Origin of the sequence: Desulfomicrobium macestii, assembly GCF_014873765.1 — a bacterium.
Classification (GTDB): Bacteria; Desulfobacterota; Desulfovibrionia; order Desulfovibrionales; family Desulfomicrobiaceae; genus Desulfomicrobium; species Desulfomicrobium macestii.
In genome coordinates, this window is record NZ_JADBGG010000001.1 from 122,249 (window position 1) to 145,484 (window position 23,236).

At 62.5% G+C, this 23,236-nt stretch carries 21 protein-coding genes; 7 read left to right on the forward strand and 14 right to left on the reverse strand.

Annotated features, from left to right (window positions below; translation table 11 throughout):
• Positions 1 to 41 precede the first annotated feature (41 nt).
• The 4 genes from H4684_RS00580 to H4684_RS00595 all read right to left on the reverse strand — a co-directional run bounded on the left by H4684_RS00580 (position 42) and on the right by H4684_RS00595 (position 3,304).
• Positions 42 to 545: a Fur family transcriptional regulator gene (locus tag H4684_RS00580; RefSeq protein WP_192622493.1), complete on the reverse strand. Its 504-nt coding sequence runs from the start codon at positions 543 to 545 to the stop codon at positions 42 to 44.
• Positions 542 to 1,351: a metal ABC transporter permease gene (locus H4684_RS00585; protein ID WP_192622494.1), complete on the reverse strand. Its 810-nt coding sequence runs from the start codon at positions 1,349 to 1,351 to the stop codon at positions 542 to 544. The genes H4684_RS00580 and H4684_RS00585 overlap by 4 nt, the downstream gene beginning before the upstream one ends.
• Positions 1,348 to 2,232, reverse strand: a complete 885-nt coding sequence (locus H4684_RS00590; protein ID WP_192622495.1) for a metal ABC transporter ATP-binding protein — start codon at positions 2,230 to 2,232, stop codon at positions 1,348 to 1,350. The genes H4684_RS00585 and H4684_RS00590 overlap by 4 nt, the downstream gene beginning before the upstream one ends.
• Positions 2,233 to 2,305: 73 nt before the next feature.
• The gene (locus H4684_RS00595; RefSeq protein WP_192622496.1) at positions 2,306 to 3,304 is read right to left on the reverse strand and encodes a metal ABC transporter solute-binding protein, Zn/Mn family; all 999 of its coding nucleotides are present in this window, start codon (positions 3,302 to 3,304) and stop codon (positions 2,306 to 2,308) included.
• A 153-nt stretch (positions 3,305 to 3,457) separates the two neighbouring features.
• On the opposite strand from H4684_RS00595, the gene H4684_RS00600 reads away from it, so the two are divergent.
• Both H4684_RS00600 and H4684_RS00605 read left to right on the forward strand, forming a co-directional pair.
• Positions 3,458 to 4,297, forward strand: coding sequence for a nitroreductase family protein (locus H4684_RS00600; RefSeq protein WP_192622497.1), 840 nt, complete (start codon positions 3,458 to 3,460; stop codon positions 4,295 to 4,297).
• On the forward strand, positions 4,294 to 6,093 hold the full coding sequence (locus tag H4684_RS00605; RefSeq protein WP_192622498.1) for a bifunctional homocysteine S-methyltransferase/methylenetetrahydrofolate reductase: 1,800 nt from the start codon (positions 4,294 to 4,296) through the stop codon (positions 6,091 to 6,093). Before H4684_RS00600 ends, H4684_RS00605 begins: the two co-directional genes overlap by 4 nt.
• A 59-nt stretch (positions 6,094 to 6,152) precedes the next feature.
• Here H4684_RS00605 and H4684_RS00610 read toward each other — a convergent pair whose 3' ends face one another.
• From H4684_RS00610 to H4684_RS00645, 8 genes are all read right to left on the reverse strand, one after another.
• On the reverse strand, positions 6,153 to 7,289 hold the full coding sequence (locus H4684_RS00610) for a DUF6515 family protein (protein ID WP_192622499.1): 1,137 nt from the start codon (positions 7,287 to 7,289) through the stop codon (positions 6,153 to 6,155).
• Positions 7,290 to 7,463: 174 nt separating this feature from the next.
• Positions 7,464 to 8,804: a sigma-54-dependent transcriptional regulator gene (locus H4684_RS00615; protein ID WP_192622500.1), complete on the reverse strand. Its 1,341-nt coding sequence runs from the start codon at positions 8,802 to 8,804 to the stop codon at positions 7,464 to 7,466.
• Positions 8,801 to 10,108 carry a sensor histidine kinase gene (locus H4684_RS00620; protein WP_192622501.1) on the reverse strand — a complete coding sequence of 436 codons (1,308 nt, stop codon included), beginning with the start codon at positions 10,106 to 10,108 and terminating at the stop codon, positions 8,801 to 8,803. The genes H4684_RS00615 and H4684_RS00620 overlap by 4 nt, the downstream gene beginning before the upstream one ends.
• 46 nt (positions 10,109 to 10,154) lie before the next feature.
• The gene (locus H4684_RS00625) at positions 10,155 to 10,946 is read right to left on the reverse strand and encodes an ABC transporter ATP-binding protein (RefSeq protein ID WP_092188251.1); all 792 of its coding nucleotides are present in this window, start codon (positions 10,944 to 10,946) and stop codon (positions 10,155 to 10,157) included.
• Positions 10,943 to 11,827, reverse strand: coding sequence for an ABC transporter permease (locus tag H4684_RS00630; protein WP_092188249.1), 885 nt, complete (start codon positions 11,825 to 11,827; stop codon positions 10,943 to 10,945). The genes H4684_RS00625 and H4684_RS00630 overlap by 4 nt, the downstream gene beginning before the upstream one ends.
• Before the next feature lie 120 nt (positions 11,828 to 11,947).
• Positions 11,948 to 13,912, reverse strand: a complete 1,965-nt coding sequence (locus H4684_RS00635) for a CHASE2 domain-containing protein (protein WP_192622502.1) — start codon at positions 13,910 to 13,912, stop codon at positions 11,948 to 11,950.
• Between the two features lie 26 nt (positions 13,913 to 13,938).
• The gene (locus H4684_RS00640; protein WP_092188245.1) at positions 13,939 to 14,535 is read right to left on the reverse strand and encodes an OmpA family protein; all 597 of its coding nucleotides are present in this window, start codon (positions 14,533 to 14,535) and stop codon (positions 13,939 to 13,941) included.
• Positions 14,532 to 14,975, reverse strand: a complete 444-nt coding sequence (locus tag H4684_RS00645; protein WP_092188243.1) for a FecR family protein — start codon at positions 14,973 to 14,975, stop codon at positions 14,532 to 14,534. The genes H4684_RS00640 and H4684_RS00645 overlap by 4 nt, the downstream gene beginning before the upstream one ends.
• Positions 14,976 to 15,441: 466 nt before the next feature.
• Between H4684_RS00645 and recQ the strand changes: the two genes are divergently transcribed.
• Genes recQ through H4684_RS00660 form a run of 3 tightly spaced genes read left to right on the forward strand, consistent with a single transcriptional unit; the run spans position 15,442 to position 19,807 of the window.
• The gene (gene recQ / locus H4684_RS00650) at positions 15,442 to 17,688 is read left to right on the forward strand and encodes a DNA helicase RecQ (protein ID WP_192622503.1); all 2,247 of its coding nucleotides are present in this window, start codon (positions 15,442 to 15,444) and stop codon (positions 17,686 to 17,688) included.
• Complete coding sequence (locus H4684_RS00655) at positions 17,685 to 18,833, forward strand: tRNA nucleotidyltransferase (protein ID WP_192622504.1); 1,149 nt, start codon at positions 17,685 to 17,687, stop codon at positions 18,831 to 18,833. Before recQ ends, H4684_RS00655 begins: the two co-directional genes overlap by 4 nt.
• Positions 18,834 to 18,850: 17 nt before the next feature.
• Positions 18,851 to 19,807 (forward strand): TolB-like translocation protein, encoded by a 957-nt coding sequence (locus H4684_RS00660; RefSeq protein ID WP_192622505.1) that lies wholly within the window; start codon positions 18,851 to 18,853, stop codon positions 19,805 to 19,807.
• 18 nt (positions 19,808 to 19,825) lie between these two features.
• On the opposite strand, the gene H4684_RS00665 is transcribed toward H4684_RS00660, so the two are convergent.
• Both H4684_RS00665 and H4684_RS00670 read right to left on the reverse strand, forming a co-directional pair.
• On the reverse strand, positions 19,826 to 20,254 hold the full coding sequence (locus H4684_RS00665) for a hypothetical protein (RefSeq protein ID WP_192622506.1): 429 nt from the start codon (positions 20,252 to 20,254) through the stop codon (positions 19,826 to 19,828).
• A gap of 24 nt (positions 20,255 to 20,278) precedes the next feature.
• Positions 20,279 to 21,028, reverse strand: a complete 750-nt coding sequence (locus tag H4684_RS00670) for a substrate-binding periplasmic protein (protein WP_192622507.1) — start codon at positions 21,026 to 21,028, stop codon at positions 20,279 to 20,281.
• Positions 21,029 to 21,239: 211 nt separating this feature from the next.
• On the opposite strand from H4684_RS00670, the gene deoC reads away from it, so the two are divergent.
• Both deoC and H4684_RS00680 read left to right on the forward strand, forming a co-directional pair.
• On the forward strand, positions 21,240 to 21,992 hold the full coding sequence (gene deoC, locus H4684_RS00675; protein ID WP_192622508.1) for a deoxyribose-phosphate aldolase: 753 nt from the start codon (positions 21,240 to 21,242) through the stop codon (positions 21,990 to 21,992).
• Positions 21,989 to 23,230, forward strand: a complete 1,242-nt coding sequence (locus tag H4684_RS00680) for a phosphopentomutase (RefSeq protein ID WP_092188229.1) — start codon at positions 21,989 to 21,991, stop codon at positions 23,228 to 23,230. The genes deoC and H4684_RS00680 overlap by 4 nt, the downstream gene beginning before the upstream one ends.
• The last annotated feature ends 6 nt before the right edge of the window (positions 23,231 to 23,236 follow it).

A 23,236-nucleotide genomic window follows, 5' to 3' on the forward strand; every position in this document is an offset into this window, starting at 1 on the left:
AAAAGGTTTTGCAACCGGGCTTCGTGAGAAGCCCGGTTTTTTTATGCATTCCTAGTCGGGCGGGGAGCATCAGGCGGACTGGTGGCAGGTGTCGCTTCATCCAGCTTGCGCAATTTTTTCTGGCAGGCGGGGCAGATTCCTTCCAGGCGGATATCGACGTGGCGGATGTCGAGAGAGAGATCGTCCAGGGCGTGGCGGTCCACGGGCAACTGCCGGGCATCAAGGCAGAGGTAGCAGTCGCAGCGGGTGCAGTGGAAGTGCGGGTGCTCGTCTTCGTGGGCGTCTCGCAGGCAGAAGCGCTGGGATTTTTCGCCGAGCCCAAGCCGGTTCAGGACGTTGTGCTCCACCAGCAGGTCCAGGATGCGATACACCGTGACCCGGTTGATATCGTTCTTGGCGCTGATTTTTTCCAGAATTTCCTGAGCGCTGGACGGGTGTGCCGTGTTGCCGACGGCCATGAGCACTTGCAGGCGGTGTTCGGTGCTCTCAAGACCGGCTTCCTTCAAGCGGTTTACGGCCGCCTTTGCGGACATGCGCGCTTTCATGTCCGCCGCCAAAGTGTTTTGCATCCCCAGGCGACGATGTATCCGGCCGTGGCCACGGCGATGATGGACGCTCCGGAGGTCAGGTCCAGATGATAGGATACCGCCAGTCCGCAGAGGCAGAAAAACAGGCTGGCCAGGGTCGCGAGGACCATGGTTTTCCACAGGGAGTTGGTGAAGAGCTCGGCCAGCATGGGCGGGATGGTCAAAAGCGCGATGACCAGAATGAGGCCCGCGACCTGGATGACCATGACCACGGTCACGGCGGTCATGACCTGCATCAGGACGTAGAGCATGCGCACGGGCACGCCCGTGGAACGTGCGAATTCCATGTCGAAGGACAGGGACAAAAAGTCCTTGTACCAGAAAAGGACCACGGCCAGGATGAAGAGATCGAGCAGGAGCATGATCCAGATATCGCTTGCGGGCACCGCCAAAAGGCTGCCGAAGAGGTAGCTCATGAGGTCGACGTTGTAGCCTGGGGTCAGGTCCAATAGAATGATTCCAAAGGCCATGCCCGCGGCCCACATGATGCCGATGATGCCGTCGCTGCGTTCGCTGCGGCCAAAGGAGGCCAGGGCCATGATCAGGGCGGCCAACACCGTGAATCCCACGGCGCAGGGCAGCACCGGAAGCCCCAGGAAAAAGGCCAGGCCCACTCCGCCGTATGCGGTGTGCGCCACCCCTCCAGCCATGAAGACCTGCCGGTTGACGACCACCAGCGAGCCGATGATCCCGCAGGCAAGGCTTGCCAGCACTCCGGCCATAAGGGCGTTTTGCATGAATTCCATGCTCAGCACTGAATTCATATGGAACCCCTTGGCCCGGCCTGGCCGAAGATGGAGGACATTTCCCTGATGTAGGTGTCCAGGGGACAGGATGCGTCGTGAGTGCCGTAGATGAGTTCGAGCATGGATGGCGTGAGTTCCCGGCTTTGGTTCTGGATAAGTGTGCGGTTGACCACGGCCACGCTTGAGATGCGCGTGGAGGCGGAGATGAGGTCGTGACTGACCATGACGATGGTGATGGAGGAACTGAGCGCCGAGAGCAGGTCGAAGAGGCAGACCTTGCCCTGGGGGTCAATGTTTGAGGTGGGCTCGTCAAAGAGCAGAAGAGCCGGGTCCGAGACCAGGGCCCGGGCCACAAGCACGCGCTGCTTCTGACCTCCGGAAAGGGCGTCGAAGCGGCGCGTGGCCAGTTCGGCCATGTCCACCATGCGCAGGGTCTCCATGGCTTTGGCCTTGTCCCTGGCGCGGTATCCGGGCCAACGCCCGGTGGAGAACAGATCCCCCTTGCGGCGCAGCCCGAGCAGGACCACTTCGTGGACAGTTACCGGAAAACTCGGCTGGATGAGCGCGTGTTGCGGCACATAGCCCACGGCGGGCCGCACGGAGAGCGGATCGGCGCCGAGCACCCGCACTGTTCCGGCCTTGGGCGCGAGCAGCCCGAGGATAAGCTTGACGAGGGTGGTCTTGCCTCCGCCGTTGGGCCCGATGACGGCCATGAAGTCGCCGCTTGAGACCTTCAGGTCGACGCTGGAGAGCACTTCCCGATCGTCGTAGGCGAAGCTCACGCCCTGAAGCTCGATGACCGGAGTTCCGGTGCCCGGCAGGGGCCTGAAATGCGGCTCGGGGATGTTCGGATGGCTGTGTCCGGAGCAGGTGGAGCAGGAATGGTCGTGCGTGTTCATGCGCTTCCCGGTTGCTTTGTTGAAGATGCCGGGCCCTCAAGCGGCCCGGTGTCATGATTCGTTTTGATGTCGTTTATTTGAGCGCGTCGGCAAAGGCTCGGGCCGCACTGCGCAGGTTTTCGGCCCAATCCTCGGCCAGGGGGTCGAGACGCACAACCGTGGCCCCGATCTGCTTGGCGATGACGGCGGCGCTTTTCTGCGAAAACTGCGGCTGCACAAAAATAACCTTGGCCCCTGATTCCTTGCCGGCTGCGATGATCCGCGCCAGATCCCTGGGGCTTGGCTCCTTGCCATCCACCTCGATGGATGCCTGGGTCAGCCCGTAGGCCCTGGCAAAATAGCCCCAGGACGGGTGGAAGACAAGGAAGGTGCGATTTTCCTGGGGCAGCGGCTCCAGAATGGACCGGATTTCCCGGTCGAGCTCATCCAACTCCTTGTCGAAGGCGGCGGCATTGGAGGCGTAGAAGGCCGCCCGCTCGGGATCCACAAGGCTGAGCCCGTCGCGGATGTGGGCTACCTGAACCTTGACCAGCGCGGGATCGAGCCAGATGTGCGGATCAAGCGTGCCCTGATCAGCGCCGTGCTCATTGTCGAGATGGTCGTTGTGCCGAGCGCCATGGGCATCATGCGCTTCCGCCTCGTGCCCCTCCCCGGCGTGTTCCCCTTCATGATGATGTTCGTCACCGTCATGGTGCATTTCGCCGTCGTGATGCACTTCGCCATGGTCATGTTCCTCGCTCATGGGGATCTTGTCGATGCCTTTAGCCGTGTGCACGACGGTCATTCCCGGACTGGCGCCCATGATCCGCTCAAGCCAGGTCTGGTCGAAGCTGTCGCCGATGGTGAAGTAGATGCTCGCCCTGGCCAGTTCGGCCATCTGTCTGGGTCTTGGCTCGTAAGCGTGGGGATTGGCTCCGGGTTCGACCATGATCGAAACGGGAACCTCGCCGCCGCTGACCTTGTCAACAAAGTATTTTTGCGGGGTTATGGTCACGAAGGCGGTTGGAGCGGCCTGGGCCGAGACTGCGAGCAAACTCAGCAACACAGTGAACAGGCAAAGATTATTTCTCATTTTTCCTCCATGATTTTGGAAGGATATTTATGCAACAGGATTGCACGAAGTCAAGGTGCATGCAACAAAGTTGCGTGTTCTTGCCGCACTTGTGCATCCACCGATCACGCCGTAGGAGGGGATTGTTCACAGGTCACGACTTTTGGAGGAAGCATGCTTGATTTCATCATCGACGAAACCCGTTGCGTACAGTGCGGAGAATGCGCGGCCGACTGTCCGGTGTCCATCATAGACATGGATGGCGGCTTGCCGCGCATCCCCGAGCACCGGGAGTCGTATTGCATTGGCTGCCAGCACTGCCTGGCCGTCTGTCCCACAGCGGCCCTTTCCATTCTGGGCAAGGATCCCGACAAGAGTGCCCCCGTTTTGCCCCCGTCTCCGGATGCGCTGGAAAATCTGATCAAAAGCCGCCGCTCCGTGCGCCGCTTCCGTCCTGATCGGGTTGAAGAGCATATCCTGGGCAGGCTCATGGACGTGGTCGCCCATGCGCCAACGGGTAAGAATCAGCGCAGGATTCGTTTCACCCTGGTTGACGACCCGCAGGTCATGGAACTGATCCGGACAGGGACCATGGATGGAATCCGCAAGGCCGTGATCGACGACAGCCTGCCCGACGGCATGGAATTCTTCGCCAAGATGGTCGCCCCATACGATCAGGGCAAGGACATCATCTACCGTAAGGCGCCGCACATGATCATCGCTTCCGCTCCCAAGGATTCGGCCGCTCCGGACGCGGATCCGTTCATCGCCCTGTCCTATTTCGAACTGATGGCCCAGAGTCTGGGCCTTGGCACCGTCTGGTGCGGCTTTGCGCGCTGGGCCCTGCAGAGCGTGGTTCCGGAGTTTGGCCGGGCCCTTGGCATTCCGGCCGATCACCGGTCCATGTACGCCATGATGTTCGGCTACCCGGCGGTCAGTTACGCCCGTGCCGTGCAGCGCGATGTCGTGGGCGTGCACAGGGTCGGCCAGGCCGATCTGGAGGGCGGACGGTGAAGCAGCACATTCTGACGGCTCTTGGCGAGCGGGTGGTGGTGGCCGACGGGGCCATGGGCTCGCTGCTGTTCGATCGCGGCGTGGACAGCTCGTCCTGCTACGATGTCCTGAATCTGACCGATCCGGCTTTGGTCCAATCCATCCACAAGGCCTATGCGGGCGCGGGTGCGGAGATCATCGAGACCAACACCTTTGGAGCCAACAGGGTCAAGCTCGGGCGCTTCGACCTGGCGCACAGGGCCCGTGAGATCAATCTGCGCGGCGCGGAATTGGCGCGTAGTCAGGCCGGACCGGGGCGCTGGGTGGCCGGAGCCATGGGCCCGCTGGGACGCATGGGCATTGATCCGATCAGCCAGGAGGAGCTGGAGGATATTTTCAGCGGGCAGGCCTTGGCGCTGGTGGAGGGTGGCGTGGATTTCATCATGCTTGAAACCTTCGCCAGCCTGTCGCTGCTCCTGACCGCCCTGCGCGGGGTCAAGGCCTCGGTATCCGTGCCCGTGGTCGCACAGATGGTCTTTACCCAGCGCGGACGCACTCATTCCGGGCGCACGGCCCGTGAATGCTTCGACGCCCTGATCCGGGCCGGAGCCGACGTGGTGGGGCTCAACTGCGGCATCGGTCCCAAGAACGCCCTGGAGGTGGTGCAGGGGCTGGGCCCCGTGACGGTCCCGCTTTCGGTGCTGCCCAACGCGGGCTTCCCCGAATCCTCGGGCGACCGCCTCATCTACGCGTCCTCTCCGGAGTATTTCGCCCGCCGCACGGCGGCTTGCGCGGCGCATGGGGCACGTCTGTTGGGCGGGTGCTGCGGCACCGCGCCGGAGCACATCGCGGCTCTGGTGCGTGCCCTCGACGCTGGTCCTCCTGAAGCGCGGATCGTTTCCGCATCGCCGGACGAGGTCAATACGCAGACGGCCGCACCGACGCGCCTGTCCCGCCGCCTTGTCGAAGGCAAGGTCATTCTGGTGGAGCTCGACCCGCCCAAGCATCTGGATGTCGAGCCGGTCCTGGCCGCGGCCGAGGCCTTGAGCGCTGCCGGGGTGGACGCCATCACCATCGCCGAAAATCCGCTGGCCGTGCCTCGCCTGTCCAATATCGTGCTGGCAGGTATGGTCCGGGCCAGGACCGGCGTCGAGGTAGTGGTGCACATGACGGGCCGCGACCGCAATCTGGTCGGCATGCAGTCGACCATCATGGGCCTGGCCGCGTCGAATCTGCACAACGTGCTGGCCGTGACCGGCGACCCGCCTTCGGCCGGCAGCGCGGAGCGGGTCTCGGGAGTCTACGACCTGCGTTCCCTGGAACTCATGGCTCTTTTGTCCGGGTTCAACGAAGGGCGCAACCACTACGGGGACTCCATGCGTCTGCCCGTCAATTTCTGCATCGGCGGCGCCTTCAACCCGAACACACGCAACATGGCCCTGCAGGTCGGGCGCATGGAGAAAAAAATGGCGGCCGGGGCGAGCTATTTTCTGACCCAACCCGAGTATTCCAGAGAGCGCGTGGACGAAATCCTGGCCGCGACGGGGCACATTAAAGCGCCCATCGTGCTTGGCATCATGCCGCTGGCCAGCAGCCGCAACGCCGAGTTCCTGCACAACGAGTTTCCCGGCATCGAGATTCCGTCCGAAACCCGTGAGCGCATGGCCCGCGCCGGAGAGCATGGTCAAGAGGAGGGCGTGAACATCGCCTGGGAACTTCTGGAATATGCCTGGCCCCATTTCGCCGGGGTGTACATCATCCCGCCCTTCAACCGCCACGCCATGGCCCTTGAGTTGATGCGACGTCTGGGGCGCTGAAAATGAAAAAAACGGCCGGAATTATTTCCCGGCCGTTTTTTTTGCAATCAAGGACAGCGTCAGCCCCGGGCGTTGCCCTGGCTGACGTAGCGCTCCATGACCCACCCGCGCATGTCTTCCTCCCCGTCCATTTCCACGTAGAACCACCCCGGCGCGCTGCCGAGCACGCGCAATGTCGTGTAGCGGCCGACCTGGGCGATGACGGCCTCGCTCGTGTCCGGGCCGTAGCGGATGTTCAGGAGATCGATGATGACCTCCACCCGGTCCGGCCGGTTTGCGCCGTGACCGCGTATCGGTTCCACGACCTGGTAGCCCGAGGGCACGCGGCGGTAATGGACGTCACCGAAGACATGGTAGGTGATGCCTGCCGAGATGACCATGCGGCTGCCCAGCGGAATGTTCAGCACGACCAGGCCGATCGGCGGGCGCACCAGGATGAAGCCGTTGTTCCAGGGGCGGTAGAACCGGCCGGAATAATAATGATATCTGTCCCGGCCGTGCAGGACTACCGCGTGGCGTGAGGGGATCGTGTGGACAACGTGCTTGACGGTCACGGCCCGGTGGTTGTTTCCGCCATGGCGAATCCGCGTGGAGTGCCTGTCGCTGCCGCCCCGGGACCGGTAATCGTAACGCGTGTCGACCTGCGGCCGTCTTACGTCGTGGCGGTCATCATGCCTGGTTGTCTCGCGGGAGATGACAAGGCTTTTCTGCACCGGGGGTTGCTGTCTCGGGGCGACGGTACGAGAGTGGCGGCGATCCTTGTCCCGGTGTTGATCGGAAGAATCATGCCTGGACCACTCCGGGCCCGTGTGAAGGCGCATCAAGTCGGCCGGAGGAGTCACCGTGCCGAGGCTCACAGATGCCTGTGACTTTGGCGTGTCCCTCAAGGCACGCTGCATTGCCGCAGAATCATTGGACCGGGCCTTGCCCATGTTGTCAGGGCTGCTTTTGCCGCGCGGCGAGCGCTGTTTTGGGCTTGCTCCCTGATCCTGTCTGTCGTGGCCGTTTCGCGTGGCCTTGAAGTCGGCGCGGTTACGGTTGTCCGTGCGGGAATTCTTTTTTCCCACTTTTTGTTCGGCAGAATTTTGAGAATCCAGGGGCAAGCCTTGCGCCCCCTGGACCGGCGCGGCGAAAAAATGAAGACAGAGCAGGGCCGCAAGGAGCGGCAGGCGTGTGTTTTTGAATAAGGTGTTCATGGTTCCTCCCGGGGTTATGGAAGGATTCCGGGGCAAGGGGCGTGCCAAGCCGGGTAGGTGGCGCATTCCGGGAAAAATGTGGCCCCGGGGGGCGCCGGAAAAAGTGATGGGTGGATAAAATTTGTGCGCTTAAGGCCTGCTTGAGCACTCTTTTCACATCTGAAAAAAACGTTCCTATTCAATCCCGAGGCGTTTGAGCTTGTAGATGAGTCCGCGTCTGGTGATGCCGAGCAGCTGGGCCGCGTGGGTGCGGTTGCCCTTGGTTTGTTTCAGGGCGGTGGTGACGGCCTCGATTTCGTGCTGTTCAAGGGTCCTGGGCTGGGCCGGGGCTTCCTGCGGCTCGGCGTTGCGTGATGCCGGAGCTGCCTTGCCCGCGGACTTGCGCACGGCGGGCGGAAGATGTTCGGGCAGGATGACGTCGGTCTGGCTCAGCAGGCGCACATGGGCCATGGCGTTGGCCAGTTCGCGCACGTTGCCCGGCCAGGGGTGGCTTACGAGGACCTGCATTGCCGCGCGCGAGAGTCGTCGTGCTTCGGTCTTGTCCTTGTTCAGGAAGGCGCGCGCCAGGGGCGGAATGTCTTCCGGGCGCTGCCTCAGGGGCGGGATGTCGATGGTGATGACGTTCAGGCGGTAATAGAGATCCTGGCGAAAGCGACCCTCGGCCACGTCGGTTTCAAGGTCATGGTTGGTGGCCGCGATGAGCCTGCAATCGATGAGGGTCTCCTTGTCCGAGCCCACGGGGGTGATGCGTCCCGTTTCCGTGGCCCGCAGCAGGGACGGCTGCAATTCCAGGGGCATGTCGCCGATTTCGTCGAGAAAGAGGGTCCCTTCGTGGGCCTCGCGGAAATACCCGTTGCGCTTGTTCACTGCCCCGGTGAAGGCGCCCCGTTCATGCCCGAACAGCTCGCTGGCCAGAAGGGCCGGGGCGATGGCCGCGCAGTTGACCGGAACCATCGGCTTGTCGCGACGGGCGCTGTTGCGGTGGATGAACTGCGCTACGACCTCCTTGCCGCTGCCGCTTTCGCCGGTCAGAAGGACCGTGGCGTCGCTCGGGGCAACGCGGTAGGCGTCGCGCAGCACGGAACGCATGGCAGGACTTGCGGCCACTATGCCCTCCAAAGATCCGGCGGGGATCTCCGGGTCCGCGTCCGCGCTCACGCCCAGGGTGTCGCGCACGGCCGCCAGAAGTTCGTCCAGATCCACGGGTTTGGCCAGATAGTCCACGGCTCCGAGCTTGAGGGCGTCCACGGCCTCGCGCACGTCGGCGTAGGCAGTGACCAGAAGAAAGGGCAGCTCCGGTTTTTCGGTCCGCACCCGGCGGAGCAGATCGAGCCCGGTCTCTCCGGGCATGCGCACATCGCTGACGATCATGTCCAAGGGCTCATGGCTCAAGAGGTCCAGGGCGTCGGCCGCGTTTTCGGCCTCAAGCACTTCAAGGCCCGCGTCGCGCAGCACGCGGGCATAGAGTTCACGGTAACGGACCTCGTCGTCGACGACCAGAATGGATCTTTTCATGGAGCCTCTCTTGCGGGTTTGATGCCGGAAATGGTCATGGTCGTGCCCTGGCCCCGGGTGGAGGCGGCGCTGATTTTCCAACCATGAGCCTCGACCACGCGTTTGACAATGGCCAGTCCCAGTCCGTGCCCCGTGGGCGATCCGCTGACGTAGGGCTTGAAGATGTCAGGCAGCAGATCGGAGGGGATGCCGCGACCCTGATCCTCCACGGCGAGGAACAGTTTGCGCTCCTGTTTGCCGAGCACGATCCTGACCGTCGTGCCCGCCGGGGAGGCGTGCAGGCTGTTCAGCAGCAGATTGACCAGCACCTGGCGCAGCATGGCTTCGTCGGCGCTGATGGTCGTGGCCTTGACCTGGGTGAGCAGGTCCACGCCGCCCGCGTCGAAGTCGGGCCCAAGGATGTGGACGACTTCCCGGCAGAGTTTGTCGATGCGGACGGGTGCCATACTTGGCTTGCGCTGGCGGGCGAAGTTCATGAAATTTCCCAGGCGGGACGAGGCCTTGTCCACCTCGTCCATGATGTGCCCGAGCATGGTTCGGCTTTCGGCCGGAATGTCATGCCGGGCTTCGATCTGCTGCGCCATGCCCATGATGATGCCGAGCGGGTTCTTGGTCTCGTGGGCCAGTCCGGCGGCGGCCAGTCCGAGTTCTTCCAGATGGGCGCTGCGGATGCGCTCGGCGGCCAGTTCCCCGGCCAGAATGCGGCGGCGTATGCCCGTGATCCAGACGGCCGTGACGGCCAGGATGCAAACAAGGGCGGAGGCGAAGATGGGGCCCTGGCGCTGCCAGAACCAGGATGAGATGAAGTTTTCCGGGTTGCTTCGAAAGCCCAGGTACATGACCGGGTTGCTGCGCGGCCACAGGCCAAGGCCAAGGTTGGTCGATTCAAGCGCTTCGGCCCAGTTGGCGGGGATGTGGGCAGGTTGCAGGGGAGACCACATGACATACATGTCGTCGGTGTCGATTTCGCCCCGGGTGCTGTTGGTCATCAGAAATTCCGGCATCGTCCCGGTCTGGACCAGACGGCCGTGGCGGCCCTGGACCACGACAAAGAGGGTGCGCGAACCGCGAATGACGCTTGAGAGCACTGTCTCGACCTGTTTCCAGTCCGTCAGTTCGCCGTTGCTCATGGATGCGATGACCGCGTTCAGTGTCGCGAAGCTGTCCTGGGCGCGCTGTCGCCGCCACTCCATGGAGCGTTCGGAATATCCCTGCCAGGACGAGAGGGCCCAGACGCTCAGCGCCATGATCAGCACAAGGGCCGTCAAGAGCGGGATGCGGTACAGGCGAGTGTCGTGTTTCATTTTTCCTCCTTGCCGGCTTTTGGCCTAGCAAAGAGTGTGCTGAAGATTAGCCCAGCAGCATCCGGTCCGAAACTTCCGCGTCCGCCTGGCTCTGGAACTTGTCCAGCAGGACCTCGACGGTAAGCTCCTCTTTCTCCTGTCCGCGCACGTCGAAGATGATGCGACCCCGGTGCATCATGATCAGCCGGTTGCCCAGGGTCAGGGCCTGATGCATGTTGTGGGTGACCATGAGCGTGGTCAGGCCGTGTTCGGTGACGATGCTTCGGGTCAGCTCCAGGATCTGCCCGGCTGTCTTGGGATCAAGGGCCGCGGTGTGCTCGTCCAGGAGCAGCAGTTCCGGCCGGACCAGGGTGGCCATGACCATGGTCAAAGCCTGACGCTGTCCGCCGGAGAGCAGGCCTGCCCGGTCCTGGAGGCGGTCTTCAAGTCCCAGTCCCAGTACGCGCAGGTGCTGGCGAAAGGCTTCCCTGTCGGCCGTCTTGACGCCCCGGGACAGGCCGCGCCGCTGGCCCCTTTTTTGGGCCAGGGCCATGTTCTGGGCAATGGAACCGCTGGCGCAGGTGCCCATGAGCGGGTCCTGAAAGACGCGCCCGATGAAGCGGGCGCGCTTGTGTTCGGGCCAGCGGGTCACGTCCGTTCCGGCCATGGAGATGCTCCCGGAATCGAGGGCATGGGTCCCGGCCAGGCAGGACAGGAAGGTCGATTTGCCCGCGCCGTTGGAGCCGATGATGGTGATGAAGTCACCCTGCTCGATATCGATGGACAGGTCCCGGAGACTGTGCACTTCGTTCACGCTGCCCCGATGAAAATACTTGTTGATGGCCTGGACGCGTATCATCGGGTGAACCTCCGCTTGAGCATCGGTGAGGTCAGGGCCGCGATGACCAGAAAGGCGGTGATCAGGTTCAGGTCGCTGGGGGTGAAGGAGAAGCTGCCGAGTCTGGACCCCAGCGCCAGGGCGATGGCGGTGCGGTAGAGGATAGAGCCGACGATGACGGCGATGCAGGCCCGGGCGATGGTCGCCTTGCCGAAGACCGTTTCGCCGAGGATGACCGAGGCCAGCCCCGCGACGATGGTGCCCACGCCCATGTTCACGTCCGCCGCGCCCTGGTTTTGGGCTATGAGCGCGCCGCTGAACGCGACCAGGGCGTTGGAGAGGCCCACGCCGAAAATGATGACGTTGTCCGTGTTCACGCCCAGGGAGGTGATCATCTGCCGGTTGTCGCCGGTGGCCAGCATGGCCTGCCCGTACTCGGTGTGCAGGAACCAGATCAGCCCGGACGTGATGAGGACCGCGACAACAAAAAAGAACACGGGGGTGAGCTGATAGAGCGGCAGCCCCAGGTTTTCGAGGTCCGTCAGCACCGAGGGCGTACCCAGGAGCGCCACGTTGGGGCCGCCCATGATCCTGATATTGATGGAATACAGCGAGATCATGGTCAGGATGGACGCCAGAAGATGCAGTATTTTGAGCTTGGTGTTCAGGATCGCGGTCACCGCTCCGGCCAGAAATCCGGCCGCCGAGGCCAGCGCAAGGGCCAGGTACGGGCTGTATCCGGCGGTGATGGTCACGGCGCTGACCGAAGCCCCCAGAGGCAGGCTGCCGTCAACGGTCAGGTCCGGAAAGTCGAGTATCCGAAAGGTCAGATACACCCCGAGGGCCATGATGCCGTATAAAAAACCCTGTTCCAGGGCTCCGAGAAAGGCGTAGAGGGTCATGATTCGTGTTGGTGCTGGATGTGGATGGAAAAGGGCGCGTCCGCCCGCAGAGCGGGACATACATGGGGGCGGGTGGAAGGACAAGCCCGTGGGGAGTCATGCTTTTGGCCCGGAGAGATCCTAGTCGTACCGGTTGCTGATCGCCAGGAATTCGAGCTGTGTTTCTTCGAACGCATCGACCACGTCCGGATCGAAATGGGCGCCGCGTCCGGCAAGGATGATTTGAAGCGCCTCTTTATGCGGCATGGCGTCCTTGTAGACGCGCTTTGTGACCAGCGCGTCATAGACATCGGCCAGCGCCATGAGCCGGCCTCCAAGGGGGATGGCCTCTGCTTTGAGTCCTTGTGGATAGCCGGAGCCGTCCCATTTTTCATGGTGTGAGAGGGCGATTTCGCGCGCCAGACCCAGGAAGGAACGGTCGCCGCTGTCCGTGCTCTGACGTTCTGCTTCGGCCAGGGTTTCGGCTCCGAGGAGAGTGTGTCGCTGCATCGCCTTGAATTCTTCGCGGGTCAGCGAGTCTGGTTTGAGCAGGATGCTGTCTGCGATGCCGACCTTGCCGATATCATGCAGGGGCGCGGATTTGTAGAGCAGTTCGATGGTATCCCGGTCGAGATATTTTTTGAATTTTGGTTTCCGGGCCAGGACGCGGGCCAGGACGAGGACATACTCGCGGGTGCGCCGGATGTGCCCGCCGGTTTCGGGGTCGCGGGTTTCGGCCAGCGCGGTGAGGCTCATGATGGTGGCGTCCTGGGCGTGCAGCAGCTGCCTGCTGCGGATGCGCAATTCGCGCTCCTCCATGCCATATTTGATGAGGCTTAAAAGAGCCATGTTGCCCAGTAGGATTATTTCCGTGGACAAAGGCGAAATCCAGTAGCCTGGGCCGTTCAGGAGCCAGAGGCTGGCGCTCCACACCCCTGTCGCCCCCACGAGCAGGCCGGCCGCACAAGTCAAGGGACCGGCGGACATCATCAGCAGACTCGACAGGAGGCCTACAGCCGCGATGGCACATGCTTCCGCCCCGATGGCCCAGGCCGGACGGATGAGGGTGTCTTTCTGGAGCAGGTTGTCGAGCAGGGTGGCATGGACTTCGATGCCCGGAAAGACGCGGTCCACGGGAGTGGCGTGATTGTCCCCAAGCCCCGAGGCTGTGGGTCCGACAATGGCCACGCGTCCCTGCAAATCCGGCAGGGGGCCGCCGAGGATGTCGGTCGCGGAGTACGTGGTGAAGGTTCCGCTTGGGCCTCGATATCTGAGCAGCACGTTGCCCTGTGCGTCGATGTGCGTGCGCTTGCGGCCTAACTGGACGAAGTTTCCGTCTGCATCTTGCCCCAGGCCAACGGCGGTTTCGCCCCGGGTCATGACCGTGGCCAGGATCAGGCTTGGCAGCAGTTTGTCTGCGTGCAGCGCAATGAGCGGGGTCCGCCGGATGACTCCGTCGGAGTCGGGCAGGGCGTTGATGAAGCCTGAATTTGTCGCGGCCGCGTTCAGGATCGTCAGGGGGCAGACGGCGGTCTCGGCCGTGTGCAGCGATAATCCGGCAGGTATGGATTGTCCGGAGAGAATCGGATGAACTTCGCAGAAGGGGGCTTTGTCGTGATTGGGGGTAAAGAGCAGCTTGTGACCCAGAACGGTCGGCATTTTCGCCAGAGCTTCCGCCAGCAGACGGTCATGGTCCAGCCTGTTCTGAGGCAAACCTTCAAGATCAATCGAGAATCCTGTTGTTTGGCGCAACTCTTCCTGCACCAGCAGCGGCGAGGTCCTGTCGCGGGCCGAAAGGATCAGGTCCAGGGTCACGATGTCTGCGCCGGCTTCGTGCAGGCGGGTGATCAGGCTTGCAAGCACATGTCGCGGCCAAGGCCATTGACCCAGAGCGGTCAGGGATTTGTCGTCGATGGCAATGAGCACCGGCACAGGACTCGGAGGCCGCTGACTGGTTTGGGACAGCAGTACGTCATAGACCTTGCGCTCGAAATGGGTGAGCAACTCCGGGCGCACGACATGCAGGATCACGACGCAGAGCGTGATGACGCACCCGGTGCCCAGCAGGCGAAGGATGTCCCTGCGGCGGTATCTTTGTCGCTTCATTTATTGACGCCTGGACGTGCGGGTGGTCAGCGTACCAGTACCTCCACGCGACGGTTCCTGGGTTCGGGAGTATCGTCGGCGGTGGGGATGAGGAGATTGCCCTCACCGTGGGAAAACACTTTCATGATGGACGGATCGATTCCCTGCCCGGCCAGGATACCTCGCGCACTTTCAGCACGTTCCAGAGACAGGCGGGCGTTGTCCTCACGCTGTCCGACCGTGTCCGAGTGGCCGTTGATGCGCACATCGCGGGAATTGCGTCGGTTGATGGCTTCAATGATCATGGATGGAACGGGCTTCGATTCGGCGGTCAGTTCCGCTCTGCCGTATTCAAAATAGAGCAGGAAGGCTTCAGGCGGATTGGGCATCGCCTGGAGAATCTGGCCGTACTCCTGCTCGATCTTTTTCTGGTCGAGGGTTTGCAGTGCGCCAGGTGAGGCCGAGGCGTCGCTGACTCTTGTGCTGTGTCCGGCAGCGGAAAGCTGTTGCGTTCCGGTCGGAGTGCTGACCGTTACCTGTCCGACCGAGCCGTCCGGGTCTTCGAGCAGGACTACGGTCGTGCCCTTGGTTGCGCAACCGGCAAAGGCCAGACAAAGGATGAGCAGGAGAGTCCGCGCGATCATTGTTCCACCACCTTGACCAGAAAACGTGTGCCATGAACGGCGATGACCGCATCCGGCGTTTCGATATGAACTTTCTCGGGAGCAAGGCGAGCGATGACTCCGGACATGTAGGCGAAGGATCCTTTGAGCAGACGTATGGCGATGGACAATTTCTCTTCCTGGGGAGCAAAGGCGAAGTCGCTCAGTTCGAGACGGCTGTTTGGACCCAGAGAAAGAATCGTGTCATCTTCAAGCATGATCCCGAGAGTGCTTTGATCCGAGGTAATGACAATGTCTTCTACGTAAAGAATGTCTCCAGTCCTTGCTGGGATGGTATTGCCCGCCCGCACAATTTGTCCGCTTCCCTCGGCGGCCTTGATGAAGCCTGCCACGCCAGGTTCCGCGTAAACCGTGCCTGTGTGCACAACAATGCTCAGGATGAGGAGCATGAAAAGATGCATGGAGTTCTCCGAGGGCTTGGGTTGGACAATAATTTTTTCACAATACGTCACTCTTTGATTTTATTCAAGTAATGTGTGCGAGACCATGCGTATCCCTGTTTTTTTGGGTTGTGATGAAGACCGCTGATGGACCGTGGTCGCGATGACTCATTTGCCGACAATAGTTTCATTTTTGATCATTGGCATGAAATGTTGAATTTTTTGGATTCCAGGCCAAGGGGATGGACTCCTTGCAATGATCCCTCGCCGGGTCTAAAAGCCTTGATCATCCAGCGCCTTGCCCAAGGATCATCCGCAAGATTGTTCCTTGGGGTCCACAGAAGGGGCGCGTGGGCATATATGGTGGGGTGCGGCGACCATAAAGCGGGGTCAACGCGGATGTCCTGCCGTTTTGACCTGCGTACTTTGACAGAAGCTCAACGCTTTGAGTAGGGCAGAGCCCAAATCACATTTGACCGAGGTCTTCATGCCCAAGCCCATTGATGTTCTGCGTACGGTTTTCGGTTACGACGGGTTCGTCGGACCGCAGGAATCCATAATCGAAACCCTGTTGGCCGGGCGCGATGCCGTCGTGCTCATGCCCACCGGCGGGGGAAAATCCCTGTGTTATCAGATTCCCGCCCTGATCCGGCCCGGCACCGCCGTTGTCGTCTCTCCGCTCATCGCGCTCATGCGCGATCAGGTGCAGAGTCTGACTCAAAATGGCGTGCGCGCGGCTTATCTGAACTCCTCGCTTTCGGCGGCCGAGGCCCGGGGGGTCGAGGCCGAGCTGCTGGCCGGGCGGCTGGATCTGATCTATGTCGCCCCGGAACGCCTGTTCCTGGCCGGTTTTCTGGAGCAGCTCGGGCGTATCCCGCTGGCGCTCTTCGCCATCGACGAAGCGCATTGCGTGTCCCAGTGGGGCCACGATTTCAGGCCCGAATACACCCGCCTCGGAATGATCGCCGAGCGTTTCCCCGAGGTCCCGCGTCTGGCCCTGACCGCCACGGCCGACGACTTGACCCGGGCGGACATCATCCGCCAGCTTGGCCTGGAGTCGGCGCGGGTCTTTGCCTCGGGTTTTGATCGGCCGGGTATCCGTTATCTTGTCGCGCTCAAGGACCACCCCGAGCAGCAGCTTGCCGATTTTCTGCGCGCGCAGCCTGCCGGAGATGCGGGCATCGTCTACCGCATGTCCCGTAAGAAGGTCGAGGCCACGGCCGCGAGCCTTGGCAAACAGGGGTTTACGGCCCTGCCTTACCACGCGGGGCTGGATCCGGCCACGCGTGAGCGCAACCAGGAGCGTTTCATGCGCGAGGACGGGGTGATCATGGTCGCCACCGTCGCTTTCGGCATGGGCGTGGACAAGCCGAACGTGCGTTTCGTGGTTCATCTCGATCCTCCCACGAGTCTTGAGGCCTATCATCAGGAAACGGGCCGCGCGGGCCGGGACGGCCTGCCTGCCGTGGCCCTCATGACCTACGGCCTGGGCGACATCGCCATGCTGCGCCGGCTGGTGGCCATGGACGCGGGATCGACCCGCCTTCCCGCCGACACGCAGGAAGGAAGGGGGGAAAGCCGGGTGCGGCACGAACGCCTCAAACAGCAGAAGCTGACCTCTCTGCTCGGATTCTGCGAGACCACCAACTGTCGGCGGCAGGTGCTGTTGCGCTATTTCGGCCAGGAGCTGCCCGAGCCTTGCGGAAACTGCGACATTTGCCTTGACCCCGTCGAGTCCTGGGATGGAACAGTGGCGGCCCAGAAGGCCCTGTCGACCATCTTCCGGGTCCAGGAAGGCTTTGGCGCGGGGCATCTGGCCGACGTGCTGGTCGGCAAGCAGACCAAGGCCGTCGAACGCTGGGGTCACGAGGCGGTCTCGACATTCGGCATCGGCACGGAACTGTCCCGGCCGGAATGGCTCAGCGTCTACCGCCAACTGGTGGCGGCCGGGCTGGCCGACGTGGACATGGAAGGGTATGGGGCCCTGAAGCTCAATGCCCACAGCTGGGAAGTCATGAGGGGCGGACGAACCGTGGCCCTGCGCCGCGATCCGGTTCAGGTCAGGGGAGCGCAAAAGCCCCTAGCGCCCAAGATGGCGGAGGTGTCCTCGCCCGAGGCCCGGGAACTGTGGGAAAGCCTGCGCGCGTTGCGGCTGGAAATTTCCCGCGAACAGGGCGTGCCGCCCTACGCGGTTTTTTCGGACCGGACTCTTTTGGAGATGGTTCGCTACAGGCCGCGGGCTGTTGCGGACCTGCATGGCATCAGTGGAGTGGGGCGGATGAAGCTTGGGGCCTATGGGGAGCGCTTTGTCGAGATCTTGCAACAACACGAGTCCGAACACGGCCGCCCCGAGGACGTGCCCGACGTTCCCGCGCCGCGCGTCCAGAAGACCAAACCTGGAGCGCAGGTGCTGTCCGGCACGGAACAGACCAGCTTGGATCTGTTCCGGGAAGAGGGGGGCGTCGAGGCGGTGGCCGGAGCCAGGGGGCTGAAGCCCGCCACGATCTATGGCCATCTGGTCAAGGCCATCGCCCTGGGACATGTCTCGGCGGCGGAGGTCACGGGCCTGACCCGTGGGCAGCTCTCGCGCATAGAGGACATGATTGGGTCCATGCGGGCGCGCGGCGTGGCCTCTCTTGGCGCGGTGATCGATGCGCTCGATGGGGAATTCAGCTACGAGATCCTGCGTTGCGTCCAGGCCGGGATGCTGAGGGAACAAGCGGAGCAGGCATGAAAATCTATCTTGTCGGCGGGGCGGTGCGCGATCAGGTGCGGGGTCAGGGCCCCGTGGATTTCGATTTCGTGGCCATCGGCGGAGATGAACGCGAACTGCGCAGGCGGGTGCCGGGCCTGACCAGGGTCGGGCAGGGCATCCCGGTTTTCGTGCGTGGGAGCAGCCAGTACACGATCTCGGAGTTTTCGAGCATCGAGGACGACCTGTGTTCCCGCGACCTGACCATAAATGCCCTGGCCAGGGATGATTCCGGCCAGATTGTGGCCCATCCCCTGGCGCTTGCAGACCTGCGCGATAAGATTCTGCGCCCCGTGGCCCCGGCCAATTTTCTGGCCGATCCCTTGCGGGTCATTCGCGCGGCCCGTTTTGCCGCTGCGTTTCCCGATTTCACGGTGCACGAGCGATTGCTGGAGGCCATGCGCGGTGTCGCCCCGGATGCGCTTGGCCGCGTGGCGGCGGAAAGGGTCGGACAGGAGGTTCTCAAAGCCTGCGCCGCACCCGCGCCGGGAAATTTCCTGCGCGTGCTGCAGGCCGGGGACAGGCTTGCGCCGTGGCTGGCCGAATTCACGGACGCGCACTCCATACCGGCCGGTCCTCCGGAGTTTCACGATGCGAGCGTGCTGGAACATACCGCCAGGGTCATGGACAGGTGCGCCGGAGACGGCCTTGGGGTCTGGATGGCGCTGTGCCACGATCTGGGCAAGACCGTGACGCCAGCCGAGCTTCTGCCCCGGCACCACGGGCACGAGGCGGTCGGTCCGGACATGGCGCAAAGCCTGGCCCTGCGCTTGCGCCTTCCGAACCGTCACGGCGCGGCCGGACGGTTGGCAGCGCGCTGGCACATGGCCGCCGGACGCTACGCTGACCTCAAGCCGTCAACCCGGGTGCGCCTGCTGCTGGAACTCGACAAGGCCGGGATCATGAAGAATTTTTTCCGGCTGGTGGCGGCGGATCGTGGCGGCGAGCAGCTGGAACTGGCGCGGCGTGAACTGGCTGTGATCAAGTCCGTTCGTCTGCCGGAAAAACATCGCGACCTGGGTCCAAGGAGCGCGGACATTCTTTTGATGCTGCGTTGCGAGGCGCTCAGCGAGAATTCCAGGGCCGAAGGGGCGAGCGAAGATGGAAGTGCTGGCATGCGGGGGTGAATCCCGGAGGAGGTTTCATGAAGTGGTCTGTTGCAAGCGGCATGGCGGTGATTCTTGTTTTCTGTCTTTTTGCGCTGGGGGGGCATGCTGCTCCGGGGGCGGCGGACGATATCCTGGTCTATGAGCGTCAGGGCTGGATCTGGAGCTGCGATGGCGAAGGCGGGAAGCAGAAGCGCCTGACCCGGGGCGCAAGGCCTGGTGTCAGCCCGGACGGAGGGCAGATCGCCTTTTTCCGGCCAAGCGAGGCCGGGCATGAAGAGATGTCCGACTTGTGGATCATCGCTCCACGGAGCGGTACGGAAAAGAGGATCGCTTCGTCGCTTTTCGCCGCCTCCGCTCCGGTCTGGTCCGTAAAGGGCGCCTGGCTTGCCTTCCTGGCCCGCGACGCCCGCGCGCTCACCAGTCTTGTGGTCATGTCCGCCGACGGTTCGGCAGTGACCACTCCCTTGCGCGAGGACGGCGAGGGCGTGGGATTTCTCTGCGCGCTGTCCGTCACTCCGCAGGACTCCCTGCTGGTGCACGACATGGCCAATGCCTACTGGGTGAACCCTGCCGGCGGGGTGCTCAAAAGCGTTCCGCTGGCGAAGATCATGGGCTCAAGGGCGCAAGGCGTCACCAGCATGGACAGTTTTTCGGTCTGTCCGACGGACCCGACGGTGCTTGTCTTCAGCCACGCGGTTTCCGGCACCCCGCGTTTCGAGAGCATCATGCACGAGCCAAGTTCCGCCCTGTCCCTGCATGACAGCTGGGTCGGCGTGGGCAAGAACATGCAGATCACGCCGCGTGAGATCACGGCCTTTGATCCGGTCTGGTCCATGGACGGCAAGCGAATCTATTTCGTCGGCTACCGGGACACCCTGGCCACCGATGCGGAGCTGTTCCGGATTTTGCGTGTCGACCGTTTCGGTTCGGGGCTCAAGGAATTGGTGTCTGGGGAGAGCGTAAGCGTCGGGTCAGGGTCCGCCGGGCGATGACCATGGCTTTGGTCTTTCTTATCTGATCTTGCGTCTGAAGGCCGCGAAACACAGGAACAGCCCCGCTGCCAGGATGGCGACCTTGCCGAGGTCAAAGCGGGCGTCCTTTTCAAGGGCGTTTACGTAGGGCAGGGCGGGCAGGTAGAAAACGGCGCTTCTGCCCTTGGAGATGCCTGCGCTCATGGCGGTGCCGATGGTCTTGGTGTTGCCGGGGATGACCCGTCCGTCGGGGAGGGTGAATTCAAAGCCCACGGAGTAGCTGTAGCTGTTGGCCACGGGGGCTTGGCGGTCGCCGAGTTCGCGGCGGATGACGGTGATTTCGCCGGACGCCCGGGCGCCGATCACGGGTAGCAGGGGAATTATCACGCCGTAAAGAGTCAGGAGCAGTCCCACGACAAAGACGATGATCCTGGGGAGAAGGGGAGTGTTTTTCGGGGTCTTGGGCATGTCGTTCTGCTGTGAAGTCCAGGACTATTTTTGATATGTCCTCGGCATGGGCAGTCGCCATTTTTCGTAGATCGGGGCCAGCTTGCCCTGATCGGCCAGTCCGCGCATGCCCTCTTCAAAGACCTGGCGCAGCTCCCGGCCGCGCTTGGATGTGGAGAAGACGGGGAAATACTGGCGGAATCCCACGGATTCGATGCGGTAATCATTTTTATCGAGGGGCGTTTTGAGACCCCGCATGGATTCAGTGATGAGGTTGCGGTCGTCGACGTAGAAGTCGGCCCCGCCGCGAACGACCCGCTCCAGGGCTTCGGTTCCGCTGGTGGTTTCGCTGAACTCGATAGGCACCGGGAAATCCTTGGGGCTGTAATACCCGAGCCTCCAGACCAAACGTTTGTTCGTCATGGAAGACACTCCATCCCAGAAGGGGCAGGCGGCCTTGCGGAAGACGGCGTGGAACTCGCCTTCATACATGGGTTCTTTTGCCAGCTCCAGGCCGTCCACGGGGTCCGGCAGGCACGTGTAGATGTCGATCGTGCCTTCGCGGACCATGATGAGCCCTCGCTTGGCCGGCACCTCCAGGTGACGGACCGTATTTCCACCGGGGCCGTAGATGGCGCGCATCAGGTCGTGGTATAGTCCCTGGCCGTCGTCGCTGGTGAAGCCATCCCACAGTGGGGACCCGGTGAGCACCTGGTCGGCGCGAACGGACGCAGGGAACACCAGGAAAACGAGCATGGCAAGGAGGAGCAGGTGCGGGTTTCGGGGGATGATCATGAACAGTGCGTCTACCGCACCATGCGTTCGCGAACAAGAAGAATCTGTCCTTTTATGCGGATTGTCGCCATTGCGGGCTTGCGTCCGCGCTCCCGACGTGATTTGTTTTGCCTCGCCCCAAAAGGGACATATCGGTCCCGGTCGGCGTTGATTTGTTTTGCGCCAAGGTCAAGGCCGCCCTTGTTTCATCATTCAACCGTTGAAGGCTTGCATGCAGGATATTCTGAATCGATCCGGGCAGATAATGGTTTCGCTTCTGGATCTGACCTCCCTGACCGGCGTCGAAACCGAGGCCGATATCGAGGCGCTTTGTTCCCGGGCGTCCGGACCGTGCGGCCAGGTTGCCGCCATCTGCGTTTTTCCCCGTCATCTTCCCTGGGCGAAGGCCGGGCTCAAGCGTAGATCTCTTGAAGGGGTCGGGCTGGCCACCGTGGTGAATTTTCCGGGAGGCGATCTCGACCCCGCTGGGAGCGTGCGCGAGATCGAAGAGGCCCTTGTTCTTGGGGCCACGGAAGTGGATCTTGTCTTTCCTTACCGGGCGTTTCTGGATGGCCGGGAAAAGGAGGTGGCGAAATATCTCGACGCCTGCCGCGGGGCCTGTCCGGTACTGCTCAAGATCATTCTCGAGACCGGAGTGCTGGGGAGCCCGGAGGCGATCCAGGCGGCCTGCAGTCTGGCCGTGGATCACGGCGCGGATTTTTTGAAGACCTCCACGGGCAAGGCCGCGGTCCACGCCACGCCCGAGGCGGCCCGGGTCATGCTCCAGGTTATCGCCCAAAAGGGCACTCCGACAGGCTTCAAGGCTTCGGGCGGATTGCGCACCATGGCCGATGCCCAGGTCTATCTGGATTTGGCGGAGGAGATCATGGGCAAGGACTGGATCGGTCCACATACTTTTCGCTTCGGAGCCAGCAGCCTGCTGGATGATATCCTGGCCCGGACAAACTCGACGGAGAGTGCATGAGGCGGGTCTGCCTGCTTGTGCTTGATTCCCTGGGAGTGGGCGGAGCCTTGGACGCGGCACAATTCAATGACCTTGGTGCGGACACGCTGGGGCACATCGCCACGGCCTGCGCCCAGGGATTGGCCGACGTCGGCCGCAAGGGGCCGCTTCGGCTCCCGACGCTTTCTGACCTGGGACTGGGGCTGGCGGCCGAATTGTCCACGGGAGAGCTTCCTCCCGGCCTTGAGGTGCCCGGACGTATTTTGGGCAGGTATGGATGCGCCTCGGAAATCAGCCGGGGCAAGGACACTCCGAGCGGTCACTTTGAAATGACCGGCGCTCCGGTGTTCCTTGATTGGGGGTACTTCACGCCGGACACGAGCTCCATCCCGAAGGATCTGCTGGACGAGCTGTCGGCCCGCGCCGGTCTGCCCGGAGTGCTGGGCAACTGCAAGGCGTCGGGCATAGAGATCCTGACCCGCCTCGGCGAGGAACATCTGCGCAGCGGCCGGCCCATCGTCTACACATCCGTGGACTCCGTGTTGCAGATCGCGGCCCATGAGGAGGCCTTTGGTCTTGAACGTCTGTACGAGGTCTGCGCCATCGCTCGGGAACTGGCCGACAAATATCGCATCGCCCGGGTTATCGCCCGGCCCTTTATGGGGCGGGATCGCGGCTCCTTTGTGCGGACCGGCAACCGTCGCGATTATTCCATTCCCGCCCCCTCGCCCACCATCCTTGATCTTCTGACGGCGGCTGGAGGAACGGTCTTGTGTGTTGGCAAGGTCGGAGATATTTTCGCCCATCGGGGAGTAGGCAGAAGCATCCGCGCCCATGGCCACGACCGCCTCATGGACGCGACCCTGGCCGCCTGGGATGGCGCCGGGGACCGGACCCTGGTCATGACGAATTTCGTTGATTTTGATTCGGTTCATGGTCATCGTCGGGACGTGGCCGGATATGCCCGCGCGCTCGAGTCCCTGGATGCCCGCTTGCCCGAACTCCTGTCGCGACTCATGCCGGGGGACCTGTGCATTCTGACCGCCGACCACGGCTGCGACCCGACCTGGCCCGGCACGGACCATACCCGGGAGCGGGTGCCTGTTCTGGCGGTGGGTCCGGGGATTGCCCCCGGATGCATGGGCGTCCGTGACTCGCTGAGCGATATCGGGGCCTCGGTGGCGCATTTTTTCGGTATCGACGGAACCGGACATGGCCGGTCGTTTTTTGCTCAAGATGAGCTCTCAAACATTTCCTAAGGAATA

Excerpts from the sequence above, each read along its gene's own strand:
- H4684_RS00640 (WP_092188245.1), bottom strand. The coding sequence starts at position 14,535 with ATGATCGCGCGGACTCTCCTGCTCATCCTTTGTCTGGCCTTTGCCGGT.
- H4684_RS00680 (WP_092188229.1), top strand. The coding sequence starts at position 21,989 with ATGAGGCGGGTCTGCCTGCTTGTGCTTGATTCCCTGGGAGTGGGCGGA.
- H4684_RS00660 (WP_192622505.1), top strand. The coding sequence starts at position 18,851 with ATGAAGTGGTCTGTTGCAAGCGGCATGGCGGTGATTCTTGTTTTCTGT.
- H4684_RS00645 (WP_092188243.1), bottom strand. The coding sequence starts at position 14,975 with ATGCATCTTTTCATGCTCCTCATCCTGAGCATTGTTGTGCACACAGGC.
- H4684_RS00620 (WP_192622501.1), bottom strand. The coding sequence starts at position 10,108 with ATGAAACACGACACTCGCCTGTACCGCATCCCGCTCTTGACGGCCCTT.
- H4684_RS00665 (WP_192622506.1), bottom strand. The coding sequence starts at position 20,254 with ATGCCCAAGACCCCGAAAAACACTCCCCTTCTCCCCAGGATCATCGTC.
- H4684_RS00590 (WP_192622495.1), bottom strand. The coding sequence starts at position 2,232 with ATGAACACGCACGACCATTCCTGCTCCACCTGCTCCGGACACAGCCAT.
- H4684_RS00655 (WP_192622504.1), top strand. The coding sequence starts at position 17,685 with ATGAAAATCTATCTTGTCGGCGGGGCGGTGCGCGATCAGGTGCGGGGT.
- H4684_RS00635 (WP_192622502.1), bottom strand. The coding sequence starts at position 13,912 with ATGAAGCGACAAAGATACCGCCGCAGGGACATCCTTCGCCTGCTGGGC.
- H4684_RS00595 (WP_192622496.1), bottom strand. The coding sequence starts at position 3,304 with ATGAGAAATAATCTTTGCCTGTTCACTGTGTTGCTGAGTTTGCTCGCA.
- H4684_RS00600 (WP_192622497.1), top strand. The coding sequence starts at position 3,458 with ATGCTTGATTTCATCATCGACGAAACCCGTTGCGTACAGTGCGGAGAA.
- H4684_RS00670 (WP_192622507.1), bottom strand. The coding sequence starts at position 21,028 with ATGATCATCCCCCGAAACCCGCACCTGCTCCTCCTTGCCATGCTCGTT.
- H4684_RS00580 (WP_192622493.1), bottom strand. The coding sequence starts at position 545 with ATGAAAGCGCGCATGTCCGCAAAGGCGGCCGTAAACCGCTTGAAGGAA.
- H4684_RS00615 (WP_192622500.1), bottom strand. The coding sequence starts at position 8,804 with ATGAAAAGATCCATTCTGGTCGTCGACGACGAGGTCCGTTACCGTGAA.
- H4684_RS00585 (WP_192622494.1), bottom strand. The coding sequence starts at position 1,351 with ATGAATTCAGTGCTGAGCATGGAATTCATGCAAAACGCCCTTATGGCC.
- H4684_RS00625 (WP_092188251.1), bottom strand. The coding sequence starts at position 10,946 with ATGATACGCGTCCAGGCCATCAACAAGTATTTTCATCGGGGCAGCGTG.
- recQ (WP_192622503.1), top strand. The coding sequence starts at position 15,442 with ATGCCCAAGCCCATTGATGTTCTGCGTACGGTTTTCGGTTACGACGGG.
- deoC (WP_192622508.1), top strand. The coding sequence starts at position 21,240 with ATGCAGGATATTCTGAATCGATCCGGGCAGATAATGGTTTCGCTTCTG.
- H4684_RS00610 (WP_192622499.1), bottom strand. The coding sequence starts at position 7,289 with ATGAACACCTTATTCAAAAACACACGCCTGCCGCTCCTTGCGGCCCTG.
- H4684_RS00630 (WP_092188249.1), bottom strand. The coding sequence starts at position 11,827 with ATGACCCTCTACGCCTTTCTCGGAGCCCTGGAACAGGGTTTTTTATAC.